17 protein-coding genes are annotated in these 17,574 nt (G+C 69.0%); 12 read left to right on the forward strand and 5 right to left on the reverse strand.

The window, feature by feature from the left end; genetic code table 11:
- Positions 1 to 14: 14 nt before the first annotated feature.
- The 5 genes from FG323_RS09340 to FG323_RS09360 all read right to left on the reverse strand — a co-directional run bounded on the left by FG323_RS09340 (position 15) and on the right by FG323_RS09360 (position 4,845).
- The gene (locus FG323_RS09340) at positions 15 to 779 is read right to left on the reverse strand and encodes a FadR/GntR family transcriptional regulator (RefSeq protein ID WP_141454245.1); all 765 of its coding nucleotides are present in this window, start codon (positions 777 to 779) and stop codon (positions 15 to 17) included.
- 134 nt (positions 780 to 913) lie between these two features.
- The gene (locus FG323_RS09345) at positions 914 to 1,654 is read right to left on the reverse strand and encodes an SDR family NAD(P)-dependent oxidoreductase (protein WP_141454246.1); all 741 of its coding nucleotides are present in this window, start codon (positions 1,652 to 1,654) and stop codon (positions 914 to 916) included.
- A 324-nt stretch (positions 1,655 to 1,978) separates the two neighbouring features.
- Positions 1,979 to 2,086, reverse strand: a complete 108-nt coding sequence (gene cydX, locus FG323_RS09350) for a cytochrome bd-I oxidase subunit CydX (RefSeq protein ID WP_141454247.1) — start codon at positions 2,084 to 2,086, stop codon at positions 1,979 to 1,981.
- A gap of 16 nt (positions 2,087 to 2,102) precedes the next feature.
- Entirely contained in the window at positions 2,103 to 3,257 is a 1,155-nt protein-coding gene (gene cydB, locus FG323_RS09355) for a cytochrome d ubiquinol oxidase subunit II (RefSeq protein WP_141454248.1), read from the reverse strand.
- 13 nt (positions 3,258 to 3,270) lie between these two features.
- Positions 3,271 to 4,845: a cytochrome ubiquinol oxidase subunit I gene (locus FG323_RS09360; protein ID WP_141454249.1), complete on the reverse strand. Its 1,575-nt coding sequence runs from the start codon at positions 4,843 to 4,845 to the stop codon at positions 3,271 to 3,273.
- 227 nt (positions 4,846 to 5,072) lie between these two features.
- On the opposite strand from FG323_RS09360, the gene ccoN reads away from it, so the two are divergent.
- From ccoN to cydC, 12 genes are all read left to right on the forward strand, one after another.
- Positions 5,073 to 6,512: a cytochrome-c oxidase, cbb3-type subunit I gene (gene ccoN, locus FG323_RS09365; RefSeq protein WP_141454250.1), complete on the forward strand. Its 1,440-nt coding sequence runs from the start codon at positions 5,073 to 5,075 to the stop codon at positions 6,510 to 6,512.
- Positions 6,513 to 6,525: 13 nt separating this feature from the next.
- A complete protein-coding gene (gene ccoO, locus FG323_RS09370; RefSeq protein WP_141454251.1) occupies positions 6,526 to 7,146 on the forward strand; it encodes a cytochrome-c oxidase, cbb3-type subunit II in 621 nt (206 codons plus the stop codon).
- Position 7,147: 1 nt separating this feature from the next.
- On the forward strand, positions 7,148 to 7,291 hold the full coding sequence (locus tag FG323_RS09375) for a cbb3-type cytochrome c oxidase subunit 3 (protein ID WP_141454252.1): 144 nt from the start codon (positions 7,148 to 7,150) through the stop codon (positions 7,289 to 7,291).
- On the forward strand, positions 7,288 to 8,223 hold the full coding sequence (gene ccoP / locus FG323_RS09380) for a cytochrome-c oxidase, cbb3-type subunit III (RefSeq protein WP_141454253.1): 936 nt from the start codon (positions 7,288 to 7,290) through the stop codon (positions 8,221 to 8,223). Before FG323_RS09375 ends, ccoP begins: the two co-directional genes overlap by 4 nt.
- Before the next feature lie 17 nt (positions 8,224 to 8,240).
- Entirely contained in the window at positions 8,241 to 8,537 is a 297-nt protein-coding gene (locus FG323_RS09385) for a hypothetical protein (protein ID WP_141454254.1), read from the forward strand.
- A gap of 180 nt (positions 8,538 to 8,717) precedes the next feature.
- Complete coding sequence (locus tag FG323_RS09390; protein WP_141454255.1) at positions 8,718 to 10,268, forward strand: 4Fe-4S dicluster domain-containing protein; 1,551 nt, start codon at positions 8,718 to 8,720, stop codon at positions 10,266 to 10,268.
- Positions 10,265 to 10,777: a FixH family protein gene (locus FG323_RS09395; protein WP_141454256.1), complete on the forward strand. Its 513-nt coding sequence runs from the start codon at positions 10,265 to 10,267 to the stop codon at positions 10,775 to 10,777. The genes FG323_RS09390 and FG323_RS09395 overlap by 4 nt, the downstream gene beginning before the upstream one ends.
- Positions 10,774 to 13,179 carry a heavy metal translocating P-type ATPase gene (locus FG323_RS09400; RefSeq protein WP_141454257.1) on the forward strand — a complete coding sequence of 802 codons (2,406 nt, stop codon included), beginning with the start codon at positions 10,774 to 10,776 and terminating at the stop codon, positions 13,177 to 13,179. The genes FG323_RS09395 and FG323_RS09400 overlap by 4 nt, the downstream gene beginning before the upstream one ends.
- Positions 13,176 to 13,418: a cbb3-type cytochrome oxidase assembly protein CcoS gene (gene ccoS / locus FG323_RS09405; protein WP_141454258.1), complete on the forward strand. Its 243-nt coding sequence runs from the start codon at positions 13,176 to 13,178 to the stop codon at positions 13,416 to 13,418. Before FG323_RS09400 ends, ccoS begins: the two co-directional genes overlap by 4 nt.
- Complete coding sequence (locus tag FG323_RS09410) at positions 13,408 to 14,133, forward strand: sulfite exporter TauE/SafE family protein (RefSeq protein WP_141454259.1); 726 nt, start codon at positions 13,408 to 13,410, stop codon at positions 14,131 to 14,133. Before ccoS ends, FG323_RS09410 begins: the two co-directional genes overlap by 11 nt.
- A complete protein-coding gene (gene cydD / locus FG323_RS09415) occupies positions 14,130 to 15,824 on the forward strand; it encodes a thiol reductant ABC exporter subunit CydD (protein WP_141454260.1) in 1,695 nt (564 codons plus the stop codon). Before FG323_RS09410 ends, cydD begins: the two co-directional genes overlap by 4 nt.
- Positions 15,821 to 17,539 (forward strand): thiol reductant ABC exporter subunit CydC, encoded by a 1,719-nt coding sequence (cydC, locus tag FG323_RS09420; protein ID WP_141454261.1) that lies wholly within the window; start codon positions 15,821 to 15,823, stop codon positions 17,537 to 17,539. Before cydD ends, cydC begins: the two co-directional genes overlap by 4 nt.
- The last annotated feature ends 35 nt before the right edge of the window (positions 17,540 to 17,574 follow it).

The raw sequence follows: 17,574 nt of genomic DNA on the forward strand, positions 1-17,574 counted from the left end.
ACGGCTGCCCGGCGTCAGCGCTCGCCGCCGGAGAAGATCCGGATCACCGAATCCAGGTGCCGTTCCATCGCGGCGCGCGCGGCGTCCGGATCCCGATCGCGGATCGCGTCGACGATGGCCTCGTGCTCCAGTTCCGAGCGACGCGGCATGTCTTCCACCGTGTACAGCGCCTGCACGCGCTGGAACATCGCGCCGTACTGGTGGCCCAGCAGGTGCCGGATCAGCAGCGAATAGGCGGGGTTGCCGCTGGCGTCGGCGATGCGGATATGCAGCAGCCGGTCGCCGGGATGGGTGGTGGATGCGTGCTGGTTGTCGGCGATGTTGCGCTGCAGGGCTTCCTCGATGCCGGCGATTTGATCGTCGGTGGCGTTCTCGGCCGCCAGCGCGGCGGTTTCCGGCTCCACCAGCCGGCGCGCGCTCAGCAATGAGAACGGCGGAATCTCGGCGTCGAAATCGGCCACCACGCCCAGTTCCGGATCCAGTGTCCACGGGTTGAGCTGGCGGGCGCGATCCAGCGCATGTTCGACCGGCGGGGCTTCATCCGCGTCCGGCCCCACCACGCTGACCCCATCGCCCACCCGGACCCGCACCAGGCCCAGCACTTCCAGCGCGATCAGCGCCTCTCGCAGCGAGGTGCGGCTGACGCCGAACTGCTGCGAGAGCTCGCGTTCCGGCGGCAGATAGCTGCCCGGCGGGAATTCGCCACGGTTGATCATGCCGCGCAGCTGGTCGGCGATCTGCTGGTAAAGACGGCGGTTCTGGATGCTCTTGACTGGCATGTCCGGGGCTCCGCATCCGGCGGGCTTGCTGGGAACATGCGGCGATTATAGGCCAATCCCCGTACCGTCCCGGACGGTCGGGGCCGGCGTGTACCGAAGCGGCGGGGCGCACCGCGCCCCGCGCGCCCGATTCATCACTGCGCCGTGTAGCCACCGTCGACCAGCAACGAGGCGCCGTTGACGAAGGAGGCATCGTCGCTGGCAAGGAACAGCACCGCACGCGCGACTTCCTCGGCCCGGCCCAGCCGGCCCATCGGATGCAGTTGCTCCAGCGCGTGCCTGGCCTCGGCCGGAACGTCCTTCAGCAGCGGCGTGTCGATGTAACCGGGGCAGACCGCGTTGACGCGGATGCCGCGCGCGCCGTAGTCGATGGCCAGGGTCTGGGTCAGCAGCTTCACCCCGCCCTTGGCCGCCGCGTACGCGGTGACGCCCTGCTTGCCGACGTGGCTGTGGATGGAACCGCAATTGACTATCACGCCGCCACCCTGTTTGAGCATCTGCTCGATAACGTACTTGTCGCACAGGTAGACACCGGTGAGGTTGATGCCGATGGTGCGGTCCCAGGCCGCTTCGGACAGCTGGTCAATCGGACCGTCGGCGGCGATGCCGGCGTTGGCGAACAGCACGTCGATGCGACCGAAGGCGGCGACGGTTTCATCCACCATCCGCTGCACGGCGGCGGTGTCGGTCACGTCGGTCTTCACGAACAGGGATTTCGCGCCCTGCTTCGAAAGCGCATCGGCGACCGCCTGCCCGTGTTCCGAGAAATCCGCGATCACCACATGCGCGCCGCGCTCGGCAAACAGCTTCGCGCTGGCCTCGCCGATGCCGCTGGCACCACCGGTGACGATGACGACCTTGTTGTTGAAATCCATGTTGACGCTCCTGGCCGTGGGGGCCGATGTGAACTTCCGGCAGGTTAGCCGCTGCTGCCTTTACCCATGCCAATTCGTTGCATATCGCAAACGAATCACCTTGTCCCATCGTCTCGTTCCCGTCATTCCAGCGAACGCTGGAATCCATTCTCTCCGGATGTCTCGACGTCCAGGACCATTCACCCTCATGGCAAATGGATCCCGGCGTTCGCCGGGATGACGATGGGATGGCGATGCAGGCAGCGATATGCCGGATTCGCCACGCGACACGGTGACGGCATAGGTCGCGGAGATGGCGTGCAAGGGGACGCCGCCGCTCTCCACTCAATCGCTCTTGCGCTTGTCCGTATCCCGCATCTCGTACCACATGCCATTGAGGATGGCGAAGCTCGCCGCGAGTCCGGCGCCGAGTATCCAGCTGAAATACCACATGCGTGTTTCTCCGGTATCAGTAAGCGTTCGGATTCTGGTCGTGATCCAGGCTGTCCTCGCCGACCTTGCCGCGCATCACCCGGTAGACCCAGGCCGTGTAAGCCAGGATGATCGGCAGGAAGAACGCGGTCACCAGCAGCATGATGAACAGCGTCAGGTGGCTGGAAGACGCATCCCACACCATCAGGCTGGCGCCGGGATTGAGCGAGGACGGGAGCAGGAAAGGAAAGGTGGTCAGGCCGAAGGTCAGCAGGATGCCGGCGATCGCCAGCGCCGAGGACAGGAACGCCAGTCCGCCCTTGCCCACGCGCAGGCAGAGCGCGCTCAGCAGCGCGCCCAGCACGCCCAGCAGCGGGAACAGCCAGATCACCGGCCAGCGCGCGTAGTTGCCCATCCACGCGCCCTGCTGCGCGATCACCACCTTGGCCAGCGGATTGGACGGACCGGCCGGATCCATGGCGACCTGCAACACATAGCCATTCACGCCCTTCGCCAGCCAGACGCCGCCGATCACGAACAGCACCGCGGTGGCGAGCGCGGCCACGCTGCCGTAGCGGCGCGCGCGTTGGGCGATCGCGCCCTCGGTCTTCATCGCCAGCCGGCCGGCGCCATGGGCGACCAGCATGCCCACGCTGACCAGGCCGCAGAGCAGCGCGAAGGGCGTGAGCAGCCCGAACAGGCCACCCTCGTAATGCGGGCGCAGGATGTCGTCGAAGGTGAACGGCGCACCGAGCAGCACGTTGCCCATCGCCACGCCGAATACCAGCGCCGGCACCAGTCCGCTGACGAACAACGCCCAGTCCCAGACCGCGCGCCAGCGCGGATCCGGCACCTTGCTGCGGAACTTGAAACCGACCGGACGCAGGATCAGCGCGATCAGGATCAGGAACATGGCGATGTAGAAGCCGGAAAAGCTGACCGCGTACAGCGGCGGCCAGGCGGCGAAGATGGCCGCGCCGCCGACGATCAGCCAGACCTGGTTGCCCTCCCACACCGGGCCGATCACGTTCAGCGTGATCCGGCGTTCCTCGTCGGTGCGGGCCACCGCCGGCAGCAGCGTCGCCACGCCCAGGTCGAAGCCGTCCATCACCGCAAAGCCGATCAGCAGGATGCCCAGCAGCGCCCACCAGATCAGGCGCAGGGTCGGATAGTCGAGCGGAATGGTGTCCATGGACGCGCTCCTCTCAGATGGCCGTGGCCGGTGGGGTGGCGGGTGCGGCCGCGCCACGGGATTCCGGCGAGAGCTGCTCGGGTCCCTTCAGGATCAGCTTGCGCATCAGCCAGATCTCGACCAACGCCAGCACGGTGTAGATCGTGACGAAGCCGCTCAGGGTAATCAGGATCTGGTGCAGCTTCAGGCCCGAAGCGGCGAAGAAGGTCGGCAGCACGCCGTCGATCACCCACGGCTGGCGGCCGTACTCGGCGATCAGCCAGCCGGCCTCGATCGCGATCCATGGCAACGGCAGGCTGTAGAAGGCCAGCCGCAGGAACCAGCGCCGCTTGTCCAGCTGGTGTTTGCTGGCCAGCCAGAACGCGAAGGCGAAGAAGGCGATGAAGTAGAAGCCCAGCCCGACCATCAGGCGGAAACTCCAGAACAGCGGCGCCACGTGCGGTACGGTGTCGAACGCGGCCTTGACGATCTCATCGTCGGTCGCGTTGGCGATGTCCTCGCGGTACTTCTTCAGCAGCAGGGCGTGGCCGATGTCGCGCCAGCGGGTTTCGAACATGTAACGCGCGTGGGAATCACCGCGGTTGGCGCGCAGTTTCTGCAGGTTCTCGTAGGCGACGATGCCGTTGCGGATGCGTCCCTCGGCGCGCTCGACCAGTTCCAGGATGCCGGGCATCTCCTTGTCGAGCGAGCGGGTGCCGATGATGCCCATCACGTAGGGGATATGCACCGCGTAATGGTTGGTGCGGGTTTCCTGATCGGGAATGGCGAAGGCGTTGAAGCCCGCCGGCGCCGGCTCGGTCTCCCACATCGCCTCGATCGCGGCCAGCTTCATCTTCTGGTTCTCGCCGACCGCGTAGCCGCTCTCGTCGCCCAGCACCACCACCGACAACGCCGCGGCCAGGCCGAAGCTGGCCGCCACCGCCATCGAACGCTTGGCGAAGTCGGCGTTGCGGCCGCGCAGCAGGTAGAACGCGCTGATCGACATCACGAACATCGCCCCGGTCACGTAGCCGGCGCTGACCGTGTGGACGAACTTGGCCTGCGCCACCGGGTTGAAGATCACCGCCATGAAGTCGGTGATCTCCATGCGCATGGTCTCGGGGTTGAACACCGCGCCGACCGGGTTCTGCATCCAGCCGTTGGCGACCAGGATCCACAGCGCCGAGAAATTGGTCGCCAGCGCGACCAGCCAGGTGACCGCCAGGTGCTGGACCTTGCTGAGCCGGTTCCAGCCGAAGAAGAACAGGCCGATGAAGGTCGCCTCCAGGAAGAAGGCCATCAGGCCCTCGATCGCCAGCGGGGCGCCGAAGATGTCGCCGACGTAGTGGCTGTAATAAGACCAATTGGTGCCGAACTGGAACTCCATCACAATACCAGTGGCGACACCCATGGCAAAGTTCACCCCGAACAGGGTGCCCCAGAACAGGGTCATCCGCCGCCACACGTCACGTCCGGTCATGACGTAGACGCTCTCCATGATGGCCACCATGAAGGACAGGCCCAGGGTCAGTGGCACGAACAGGAAGTGGTACATCGCCGTCAGGGCGAATTGCAGGCGGGACAGCTCGACAACGGTCATGTCCGGCATGAAGGGGGCTCGGCAGCGGTGTCGGGGGGAATTCTAGACCCGCACAGGGCGCGGGCGGGGGTGACAATCTGTCGCACCCTGGACCTCGTCCCGGGTTGCCAACATGCCGCCCGTGGTTCGCCGACCACCCCCTGTCCGCGTTTCCCCCCTCCCCGGTTGATTCAGATCAATGTGGGCCGGGGCCGGTGGGGCCGAAGATCATGGTGTTGAGCCTAGGAGCAGGTGGCATGCAGAGCGTGCAGGGTACTTATAACGACAAGGTGGTGCGCCAGTTCGCGGTGATGACCGTGGTCTGGGGCATCGTGGGGATGGCCGTGGGCGTATTCATCGCCGCCCAGCTGTACTGGCCGGCGCTGAATTTCGACCTGCCATGGCTCAGCTATGGCCGGCTGCGCCCCCTGCATACCAATGCGGTGATCTTCGCGTTCGGCGGCAGCGCCCTGTTCGCGACCAGCCTGCACGTGGTCCAGCGCACCTGCCACGTCCGGCTGATCTCGGACAAGCTAGCGGCCTTCGTGTTCTGGGGCTGGCAGGCGGTGATCCTGGCGGCCGCGATCACCCTGCCGCTGGGAATGACCCAGGGCAAGGAGTACGCCGAGCTGGAATGGCCGGTCGACATCCTGATCACGGTGGTCTGGGTGGCCTACGCGGTGCTGTTCTTCGGCACCATCGCCAAGCGCGCGGTCAAGCACATCTACGTGGCCAACTGGTTCTACGGCGCCTACATCATCGCCGTGGCCCTGCTGCACATCGTCAACAACATCGCCATTCCGGTCGGTTTCACCAAGTCCTACCCGGTCTACAGCGGCGCGGTCGACGCGATGGTGCAGTGGTGGTACGGCCACAACGCGGTCGGTTTCTTCCTGACCGCCGGCTTCCTCGGCATGATGTATTACTTCGTGCCCAAGCAGGCCGGCCGCCCGGTCTATTCCTACCGCCTGTCGATCGTCCACTTCTGGGCGCTGATCGCGGTCTACATGTGGGCCGGCCCGCATCACCTGCACTACACCGCGCTGCCGGACTGGGCGCAATCGCTGGGCATGGTGTTCTCGCTGATCCTGCTGGCGCCGTCCTGGGGCGGCGCGCTGAACGGCATCCTGACCCTGTCGGGCGTCTGGCACAAGCTGCGCACCGACCCGATCCTGAAGTTCCTGATCGTCGCCGTGTCGTTCTACATGATCGCGACCTTCGAGGGGCCGATGATGTCGATCAAGACGGTCAACTCGCTGAGCCACTACACCGACTGGACCGTCGGCCACGTGCACGCCGGCGCGCTGGGCTGGGTGGCGATGATCTCGGTGGGTTCGATCTACGCGCTGCTGCCGCGCCTGCTGGGCCGGGACAGCATGTTCTCGACCAAGGCCATCGACCTGCACTTCTGGCTGCACACCCTGGGCGTGGTGTTCTACATCGCCTCGATGTGGATCGCCGGCGTCATGCAGGGCCTGATGTGGCGCGCCACCAACGCCGACGGCACGCTGACCTACAGCTTCGTCGAGGCGCTCAACGCCACCTATCCGTACTACCTGATCCGCCTGGGCGGCGGCCTGCTGGTGCTGAGCGGCATGGGCGTGATGGCGTGGAATACCTGGAAGACGTTTGCATCCGCGCGTTCGACCGCACCGCAACCGATCCTGCCGGTTGACGTTTCCGAAGTGCGCGCCTGAGGACGAGACCGACATGAGCAACAGCAACTCCCACGAGAAAATCGAGAAGAACATCGGCCTGATGGCCATCCTGATCGCGGTGGTCGTGTCGTTCGGCGGCCTGGCCGAGATCGTGCCGCTGATGTTCCAGGCCGAGGCCATCAAGCCGCTGGAAGGGGTCAAGCCCTACCCGGCCCTGCAACTGGCCGGCCGCGACGTGTATGTCCGCGAAGGCTGCTACAACTGCCACTCGCAGATGGTCCGCACCCTGCGCTTCGAGAGCGAGCGCTACGGCCACTACTCGCTGGCCGGCGAGTCGGTCTACGACCGTCCGTTCCAGTGGGGCAGCAAGCGCACCGGACCGGACCTGGCCCGGGTCGGCGGCCGCTACTCCGACGACTGGCACCGCGTGCACCTGATCAACCCGCGCGACGTGGTGCCCGAGTCGAACATGCCCGGCTTCCCCTGGCTGGAAAAGAACAAGGTCGACGGCGAGGCCACCGCGCGGCGGATGGGCGCGCTGAAGGCGCTGGGCGACCCCTACACCGATGCCGAGATCAAGGCCGCGCCCGAGGAACTGAAGGGCAAGACCGAGCTGGACGCCGTGGTGGCGTACCTGCAGGCGCTCGGCAAGCACGCGCCGCGGGGAGGCTGACATGGTGTCCGGAATCGTGACCGCAATCCTGCTGGTGCTGTTCATCGGCGGCTGGATCTGGGTATGGAGCCCGCGCCGCAAGGCCGAATTCGATGATGCCGCGGCGCTGCCGCTGAACGAGGAAGACGAGGAGTACAAGGCATGAACAGCGGCTGGTCGTGGTACGTCATCGCCCTGGTGGTGCTGAACATCGCCGGCTGCGCGTGGTTGCTGTGGTGGACGGCCCGCCGTCGCCCGGGTGACCCGGCGCCGGAGGAAACCAGCCATGTCTGGGACGGTGATCTGACCGAATACAACAAGCCGTTGCCGCGCTGGTGGATCAACATGTTCTACCTGACCATCGCGTTCGGCATCGGCTACATCGCGTGGTACGGCGGCCTTGGCGGCTACGCCGGCGCCGCCGACTGGTCCTCCGCCGGCGAACACGCCGCCAAGAAGAAGGTGGAAGACGCCAAGCTGGAACAGACCTTCAAGCCCTACGCGGACCAGGCCATCGACAAGCTGGCGCAGGATCCGAAAGCGCTGTCGCTGGGCCGTTCCATCTTCAACAACACCTGCGCCACCTGCCACGGTTCGTCCGCGCAGGGCGCGATCGGCTACCCCAACCTGACCGACGACATCTGGCACTGGGGCGGCTCGCCCGAGAAAGTGCTGGAAACGGTGCTGGACGGCCGCGACGGCGTGATGCCCGAATGGGGCACCGCGCTGACCGGCATGGGCGGCCCGAACGCGGTCGACTACACCATCGCCTACGTGCGCACGCTGGGCCATCCGGATCAGCTGATCAACAACTTCCCCGCCTCCCAGGGCAAGAAGCTGTACGAGGGCGTGTGCGTGGCCTGCCACGGCGTCGAAGGCAAGGGCAATCCGGATCTCGGCGCGCCAGACCTGACCGACAACTACTGGTTGTACGGCGACAGCAGCGAAAGCCTGCGCCAGACCATCAGCAAGGGCCGCCATGGCATCATGCCGGCGCACCGTGAGCTCCTCGGCGAGACCCGCGCGCGCCTGGTCGCCGCGTATGTCTGGTCGCTGTCGCACAAGGGCAACAAGGAAACCGCCGCCGCCACGCCATAAAAGGAAACGTCGTCGCCATGACCGATTTCAGCGAACCCCGACTGGACCATCCGCCCCGCCCGCTGGCACAGCGGATCGGGGCCATCCTCTGGCCCAGTTTCTTCGCGGCGGGCGTGGCGACGATGGTGTTCTTCGCCTTCGTGGATCCGCTGCAACTGCGCGACGCGACCTTCCCCGACTGGCCGCTGACCCGCGAGCTCGGCTACACGCTGGGCTTTTTCATGTTCTGGCTGGCGACCGCCTCGTCCAGCCTGTTCACCTGGATACTCCTGCGGCCCTCCAGCCGCTTCAACCGCGCGCTGCCGCCGGAATGAAAGCCTGGAGCGGGCCTGCGACAAACCGTCGCTCCCGCTCCTGTCGTGCGCGCCGGAGACTGGATCCGTCCGGTTCTCCCTCAAACGCCACGCCGGTAACCCCCGGCGAAGCCATGCCATGAACGTTCCGATTCCGCTCTACCGCAAATCCCAGCCCCCATCGCGCAACGGAGTGTCGCCATGAGCCGGCAGATTCCCATCGACGTGGTGGACGACCAGGGCAATTCGCTCTACGTCAGCGAGCGCAAGATCTATCCGCGCGACGTGTCCGGCCGCCTCAACCGGCTGCGCGTGGCGGCGGTGTTCTGGCTGCTGGGCATGTTCTATGTGTTCCCGTGGCTGCGCTGGGACGGCCGCCAGGCGGTGCTGTTCGATCTTCCGGCGCGCAAGTTCTATGTGTTCGGGCTGTCGTTCTGGCCACAGGACTTCCTGTTCCTGGCGCTGCTGCTGATCATCGCGGCGATGGCGCTGTTCTTCTTCACCACCCTGGCCGGGCGCCTGTTCTGCGGCTACGCCTGCCCGCAGACGGTGTGGACCGAAGTGTTCCTGTGGATGGAGCGCTGGACCGAGGGCGACCGCAGCCAGCGCATGAAGCTGGACGCCGGTCCCTGGAACGGGCAGAAAATCCTGCGCAAGGGCGGCAAGCACGCGATCTGGCTGCTGTTCGCGCTGTGGACCGGTTTCACCTTCGTCGGCTTCTTCACCCCGATCCGCGACCTCGCCATGCGCGCGCCGCTGGAATGGGGCGGCTGGGAAACCTTCTGGGTGCTGTTCTACGCGCTCGCCACCTGGGGCAACGCCGGTTTCCTGCGCGAGCAGGTGTGCAAGTACATGTGCCCCTACGCGCGCTTCCAGAGCGCGATGTTCGACCGCAACACCCTGATCATCGCCTACGACCCGATGCGCGGCGAACCGCGTGGCCCGCGCAAGCGCGGCCTGGCCAGCGTGCTGGAACGCGCGCGCGGCCTGCTCGACAAGGCCACCGCCTACGACTACGTGTTCCGCGCCTACCAGCATCCCACCGCGGCCGACAACCGCCTGCACGCGCGCGGCACCATCACCTTCGCCGGCGCCGGCGCGCATGCCGAACCGCTGCCGAAGTTTACCCCCGACCAGCTCGGCGACTGCATCGACTGCACCATCTGCGTGCAGGTCTGTCCGACCGGCATCGACATCCGCAATGGCCTGCAGTACGAGTGCATCGCCTGCGGCGCCTGCATCGACGCCTGCGACGACGTGATGGGCAAGATGGGGTATCCGAACGGCCTGATCCGCTATTCCACCCAGAACGCCATCGACGGCAAGGGCACCCGCGTGTTGCGTCCGCGCGTGTTCGTCTACGGCACCATCCTGCTGGCGCTGCTGGCCGCGTGGGGCTGGGGCGTGACCCACCGCAGCGACGTCATCGCCGAGGTGCTGCGCGATCGCAACGCGCTGTACCGCGACGTCGGCGGCGGACGCATCGAGAACAGCTACACGCTCAAGCTGGTCAACAAGGACCAGCAGTCGCACCAGTACCGCGTCGTGCTGGAATCGGACACGCCCGGCATCACCCTGGCCGGTGGCGGCAAGCAGGTCCAGGCCGATGCCGAGGAAGTGCTGTCGCTGCCGCTGGTCGCGACCGCGCCGTCCAGCGTGACCGGCCGGCACGCCATCCGCATCCGCGTCGAACGCGAGGACGGCGTGTCGACCAAGATCGTCGAAAGCAGCTACTTCGGACCCACTCCATGACCCCGCAACCCAAAGTCCCCCTCTGGCGCATTCCGGTGATGTGGCTGGTGATCGGCCTGCCGATCGCCTCGATCGTCGCCGGCGTCGGCCTGGTCTACATCGCCGTGCGTGCCGGCGGCGCCGACGCGGTCACCGACAAGGTGGACCGGATGGCGCAGATCCAGACCACCGACCTCGGCCCCGATCAGCGCGCGCAGGCCATGAAGCTGGCGGCGGTGCTGCGGGTGGACGCGGGCGTGGTGGAAGTCATTCCGGTCAGCGGCGAGTTCGATCGCCGCGCGCCGCTGGAGCTGCATCTGCAACATCCGACCAAGGCCGAAGAGGATCGCCGCCTGCGCCTGCCCCCGGCCGGCAACGGCTGGCGCCTGGATGAAGCGGTGGACGCATCGCACGCGTGGAAGGTGCAGCTCGGCCCGGCCGATGGCCAGTGGCGCCTGCGCGGTCGCCTGCCCAAGGCACAGCGGGCCGTGCACCTGGCGCCCTCGCTGCGGGACGACGCCGCTTCGTGAGTGCGACGGCGCCTTCGCCGCATTGCTACCACTGCGGCGAGGCCCTGCCAGCCGCACCGGTGCTGCGTCCGCTGGACGGCCAGACCGTAGGCTTCTGCTGCGAAGGCTGTGCGGCGGCGGCCGAATGGATCCGCCATTCGGATCTGGGCAGCTACTACCGCCTGCGCAGCGCCGCGGCCGGACGCGTGGACGCCGAACCGGTCGATCTCGGCATCTGGGATCGCGAGGAACTGCAGGCCGAACACAGCCATCCGATCACCGGCGGGCGCGAAATCATCCTGCTCACCGACGGCATGCGCTGCGCCGCCTGCGCCTGGCTGATCGACCGCGCGCTCGCCCGCGAGGAAGGCGTGCTCGACAGCACCGCCAACGCGGTCACCGGACGCATCCGCATCGCCTGGGATCCGCAGCGCGCGGCACTGTCGCGGATCCTGCAGCGGCTGTCCATGCTCGGCTACCGGCCCTACCTGGCCGGCGGCGAGGCCAGCGAACGGGCGCGCCTGGACGAGCGCAAGCGCTGGCTGCTGCGGTTGGGCATCGCCGGGCTGGGCGCATTGCAAGCGATGATGTTCGCCGAGGCGCTGTACCTGGACGTGGACCGGACCATGCCGGTGCCCACCCGCGATTTCTTCCGCTGGCTGACCTTCCTGGTGTCCACGCCGGTGGTGTTCTACTCCGGCTGGCCGTTCCTGGCCGGTGCCTGGCGCGAACTGCGCGAGCGCCACCTCGGCATGGACACGCTGATCGCCGGCTCCACCCTGCTCGCCTATCTGGCCAGCCTGGTCGAAACCGTCCGCGGCGGCGTCCACGTCTGGTACGACGCGGCGGTGATGTTCGTGTTCCTGCTGCTGGCCGCGCGCATGCTGGAACAGCGCGCGCGCAACATCGCCACCGCCCAGGTCGATGCGCTGGCGCGCGCACGTCCCGCCTTCGCCACCCGCGAGCGCGCCGACGGCAGCCGCGAGTCGGTGGCGGTCGGCAGCCTCGCCAGCGGCGACGTGGTGCGGGTGGCCGCCGGCGACAACGTGCCGGCCGACGGCGTGCTGCTGGACGCCGACGCGGTGTTCGAGGAAGCGCTGCTGACCGGCGAGTCGCATCCCATCCGCAAGCGCGCGGGCGCGGCGATCTACGCCGGCACCGTGTGCCGCGAGCATCCCGCGCGCCTGCGGGTCACCGATGTCGGCAGCGCGACCCGCCTGTCGCAGCTCGCGCGGCTGGTGGATCAGGCGCAGGCGCACCGTCCGCCGATCGCGCGCGCGGCCGATCGCATCGGTGGCCGCTTTGTCGCCGGCCTGCTGCTGGCGGCGCTGGCGGTGTACGTGTTCTGGCATTTCCATGATCCCGCGCGCGCCTTCGAGGTGACCCTGGCGCTGCTGGTGATCAGTTGTCCATGCGCGTTGTCGCTATCGGTGCCGACCGCGCTGGCCGCCGCGCACGGCACCCTGGCGAAGCTGGGCGTGCTGGCCACGCGCGCCGACGCGCTGGACACGCTCTCGCGCGCCAGCGACATCGTGTTCGACAAGACCGGCACGCTGAGCGATCCGCGCACGCTGACGGTCGAGGCGCAGAGCCTGGATGGCTTCGGCCGGGCGCGGGCGCTGGCGATGGCCGCCGCGCTGGAACGCGACAGCGGACACCCGCTGGCGCCGGCCTTCCTCGCCGCCGCGGACGAAGCCGGCGCGGAGTCACTGCAGGCCGGACAGGTCGAAACCGTCACCGGCCGCGGCGTGCAGGGACGCATCGAGGGTGAATCCTGGCGGCTGGGCCGGGCGGATTTCGCCTTCGGTGGCGATGACGATGGCGCGATTTGGCTGGGCGACGGCGAATGCGGCGTCGCCCGCTTCACGCTGCGCGAATCGGCACGCCCGGACGCGCGCGACGCACTGGCGGCGTTGCGCGCGCAGGGATTCACCGTGCACCTGGCCAGTGGCGACGGCGTCGCGCCGGTGCAGCGTTTCGCCGCGGAGATGGGCATCGCCGATCCGCGCGCGCGGCAGGCGCCGGAGGACAAGCTCGCCTTCGTGCACGAACTCCAGGCACGGGACCGGATCGTCGCGATGGTCGGCGACGGCATCAACGACGCACCGGTGCTGGCCGGCGCGGACGTGTCGGTGGCGATGGGCCAGGGTGCGCCGCTGGCGCAGCGCGCGGCGGATCTGGTGATGACCGGCACCTCGCTGTCGCGCCTGCCGGCCACCGTGGATCTGGCCCGCCGCACCCGCCGGATCATCCGCGAGAACCTGGCGTGGGCGCTGGCCTACAACGTGCTGGCGCTGCCGCTGGCCGCCACCGGCAAGGTCACCCCATGGCTGGCCGCGCTGGGAATGGCGCTATCCTCGCTGCTGGTCACCGCCAACGCCCTGCGCCTGACCCGCGTGCCCACGGACAAGTCCGCCCCATGACCATCCTGTTGATGCTCATTCCGATCAGCCTGGTGCTGCTGGGCCTGGCGGTCGCCGCCTTCATCTGGGCGGTGCGGCGCGGCCAGTTCGACGATCTGGACACGCCCGCGCTGGACATCCTCGACGACGAGGATGCGCGGAAACCCGCGCACCCGTCGAAGACCGCAACGTCGGAAGGCGACGACGCGGCGTCCCCGACGGATGCCGCAGGCAATACGGGCAAGGGCGATGCCGGTTGACAGCCTTACCCTGCTCGCGGCGCTGCTGAGCGGCCTGCTGGGCGGCGTGCACTGCGCGGCGATGTGCGGCGGCATCGCCACCGGATTCTCCGCGATGAGTCCGCAGCGCGGCTGGGGCGCGGCCTTGCAGGTCAATCTCGGCCGGGTCGGCGGCTACGTGCTGGCCGGCGCGATCGTCGGCGGCTTCGGCGGCGGCCTGCTGAAAGTGTTCCGCTTCGACACTCTGGCACTGGGCCTGCGCATGGCGGTGGGCGTGGTGCTGGTGCTGGTCGCGCTGCGCCTGCTGGATCGGCGCGCGCGCCTGCAATTCCTGTCGCGTCCGGCGGCGCGCCTGTGGCAATGGTTGCGGCCGCTGCAATCGCGCCTGCTGCCGGCCGATCGCGCCTGGCGCCGGATCGCGCTGGGCATGCTGTGGGGCTGGCTGCCCTGCGGACTCAGCCTGAGCCTGCTGACCGCCGCGTGGTTGCAGGCCAATGCGCGCGACAGCGCGCTGACCATGCTCGCCTTCGGCCTGGGTACGCTGCCGATGATGGTGCCGCTGACCTGGTCGGGCGCGCGCATGGGCCGCTGGCTGCAACGACCCGGCGCGCGCGTCGGCGCGGCGATGATTGTGCTGTTCGCCGGCCTGCTCACCCTCGCCGGGCCCTGGCTGGCGCACGCGCCGGCGCTGCACGGCCTGCTCAGCGCGCTGGGCTGCCGTACCCTGCCGACATGAGCGATGTGGCGGATGCGCGCGCGCCCGACGCGCGGCGACACCTGAAAGCATTCGCCGCGCTTGCCGCACGTCCGCTGCGGCTGGCCGGTGTCTGCACGGTGCTGGCGGGCGCGCTGCTGGTGCCGCAGGCGCTGCTGATCGCGCGGGCGATGCAGCAGGTCTTCGTCGACCACGCGCCGGTGCGCGCGGTGGCGGCGCTGCTGGCCGGACTGGCCGCGGTCGGCGTGCTGCGCGCGTTGCTCGGATGGGCGTCGCGGCGGCTGGCCGATGAAGCGGTGGAAACGGTGCGCGTGCAGGTGCGTGCGCGACTGGCGCGCCGACTGGTCGCGCGCGGGCCGCGCTGGCTGCGGCACCGGCGCAGCGGCGAACTCGCCGAGATGCTGGGTGGCCACGTCGATGCGCTGGAAGGCTACCTCGGCGGTTTCCTGCCGGTGCGGCTGGAAGTGGTGGCGGTGCCGTTGCTGATCCTGATCGGCGCGTTCTGGGCCGATCGCGTGGTTGGCCTGATCCTGCTCTTCACCCTGCCGCTGGCGCCGATCTTCATGATGCTGGTGGGCTGGGGCGCGGAAGCGGCCAGCCGCCGCCAACTGCAGGCGCTGGCGCGGATGGGCGGCCACTTCGCCGATCGCCTGCGCGGCCTCGGCCTGATCCGGTTGTACGGACGCGGCGACAGCGAACTGGCCGGCATCGAGCAAGCCGCCGAGGGTTTGCGCCACAGCAGCCTGAAGGTCCTGCGCATCGCCTTCCTGTCCTCGGCGGTGCTGGAATTCTTCGCCTCGCTGAGCGTGGCGATGATCGCGCTGTACCTGGGCCTGTCCTACCTGGGCATGCTCGATCTGCGCGGACCGCCGCTGGATCTGGCGACCGGCGTGTTCTGCCTGCTGCTGGCGCCGGAGTTCTACGCGCCGCTGCGGCGGCTGGCGACGCACTACCACGATCGCGCCGCCGCGCTGGCCGCGGCGGGCGAGATGGCGCATCTGCTGGAAGACATCGAGCCAGAGATCGCGCCGGCATCGCCGGCGACCGCGGACGTGGCCAGCGATCCGCGCGCGCCGGCGGTGCGGGTGGATGGCCTGGCGCTGCGTCCCGCCGACCGTGTGCCGCTGGCGCTGCGTGACCTCTCCTTCGAACTGCAAGCCGGCGGACACCTCGCGATCGCGGGTGCCAGCGGCGGCGGCAAGAGCACGCTGCTGGAAGCGCTGGCCGGCTGGCTGCCGCCTGTCGAAGGATCAATCCAATACGACACGTCGCCACGCATCGGCTACGCGCCGCAGCGGCCGTTCCTGTTCCAGGGCACGCTGGCCGACAACCTGCGCATCGCCGCGCCCGGCGCCAGCGACGCGGAACTGGAACACGCCGCCGAGGCCGCCCAGGTGATGCGCTTCGCCCGGCGCCTGCCGCGGGGCCTGCACACGGTCATCGGCGAGCGCGGTTTCGGCCTGTCCGGCGGCGAGGCACGGCGCGTGGCGCTGGCACGGCTGTTCCTGCGCAAGCCCGATCTGCTGTTGCTGGACGAACCCACCGCCTTCCTCGATCCGGAAACCGAGCGGGCCGTGCTGCAGGCGCTGGCGGAGTTCGCATGCGGACGCACGCTGATCATGGCCACCCACAGCCCGGCGGCGATGCGGATGGCCGGGCGCGTGCTGGATCTGCGCGATGCACACGCGCACGCCGCGGAGGCGCCGGCATGAGCGCGCGGCCGGACGATCTCCGCGGGGTGTTGCGCCGCCACGCCGGCGGCATCGCGCTGACCTTCGCGCTGCTGCTGATCACCCTGCTCGCCGGCACCGGCCTGCTCGGCCTGGCCGGGCATTTCCTCACCGCCGCGGCGCTGGCCGGCAGCGCGGCGATTGGCTTCAACTTCTTCGGTCCTTCGGCCGGCATCCGTGCCTTCACCTTCGCCCGCATCCTCTCGCGCTACGCGGAAAAACTGGTCGGCCACGACGTCACCCTGGCGCTGGCGAAGGATCTGCGGGTGTGGTTCTTCCGCCGCGCGCTGCCACTGGCGCCGCTGGGGCTGGGGCGCTATCGCGTGGGCGATCTGCTGGCGCGACTGGTCGCCGACATCGAGGCGGTCGACGGCCTGCTGGTGCGCGCGCTCGGTCCGCTGGTGTCGCTGGCGACGGTGCTGTCGATCGGCGTCGTCGTCACGTGCTGGCTGCTGCCCGCCGCTGGACTGTTGCTGGCGATGGTGTTCGTCCTGATCGCGGTGGCGGTGCCGTGGGCGATCCAGGCCGGCGCGCGCGGCCTGGAACGCGAACGCGCCGAAGCACGCGCGCGCCTGCGCTACGCGGTGCTCGAAGGGCTGGAGGGCGCCAGCGATCTGGTCGCGCTCGACGCGGTGGACGGTTGGCTGGCGCGGGTGGACGCGGACGCAGTGGCATTGGCCGGACGGGAGCGCCAGCGCAAGCGGCGGCTCGCGCTCGGCGTGCTGCTCCACGGCCTGCTGGCGGCATTGCTGCTGCCGGCGCTGGGCGGGTTGCTGTTCGATGCGGTCGATGCGCGGCGCTTGTCCGCGCCCGCGGCGGGCGGCCTGTTCTTCATGACCCTGGCCCTGCTGGAAGCCGCCGCCGGCATCGGCGTGGCATGGCAGGCCTGGCAGGCCGCGCGTGCCTCCGCGCGGCGGCTGGACGAGGTGGCGATGCAGCGCCCGGAGATCGACGACCCCGCCGATTCCGTCGCCGTGCCCGCGCAGGGCGCGCTGGTGCTGGAAGGCGTGGCCTTCGCCTGGCCGGGCGAAACGCGCCGGCTGCTGGAAGGCGTGGATCTGGTGCTCGCGCCGGGACGTCGCATTGCCATCCGCGGCGACAGCGGCGCCGGCAAGTCATCGCTTCTCGCATTGCTGCTGCGCCTGCGCGATCCCGACGCGGGCCGGCTGCTTTACGCGGGCCACGATCTGCGCCGTTTCCGCGGCGCCGACTGGCATGCACGCCTGGCCTGGTTGCCGCAGGACGCGCCGATCTTCGCCGGCAGCGTGCGCGACAACCTGCGCATCGGCGATCCCGGCGCCGACGACGCAAAGCTGTGGCGGGCGCTGGCGCAGGTCCGGCTGGACACGCTGGTGCGAGGCTGGAGCGACGGCCTCGATGGCTGGGTCGGCGAAAGCGGCGCGACCCTCTCGGCCGGCCAGGCCCGGCGCCTGGCGCTGGCGCGCGCGCTGTTGCGCGAGACGCCGTTGCTGCTGCTCGACGAACCCACCGAAGGCCTGGACCAGGACACCGCCGATGCACTGATGCGCGATGTCGCCGAGGCGGCCGCCGATCGCGCGGTCCTGATCATCACCCACGCGCCCCTGCCCGCCGGCACGGTCCATGAAAGCCACCGCCTGATCGACGGCCGCCTCTGGCCGGATCCCGAGGAGCGGAGCGAGCTCCGCTCTACGCCAAACCACATCGCGTCCCCGTAGAGCAGAGCTCGCTCCGCTCCGCCATGCCTCATGCG

It is taken from the genome of Pseudoxanthomonas sp. z9 (assembly GCF_006542425.1).
Taxonomy (GTDB): Bacteria; Pseudomonadota; Gammaproteobacteria; order Xanthomonadales; family Xanthomonadaceae; genus Pseudoxanthomonas_A.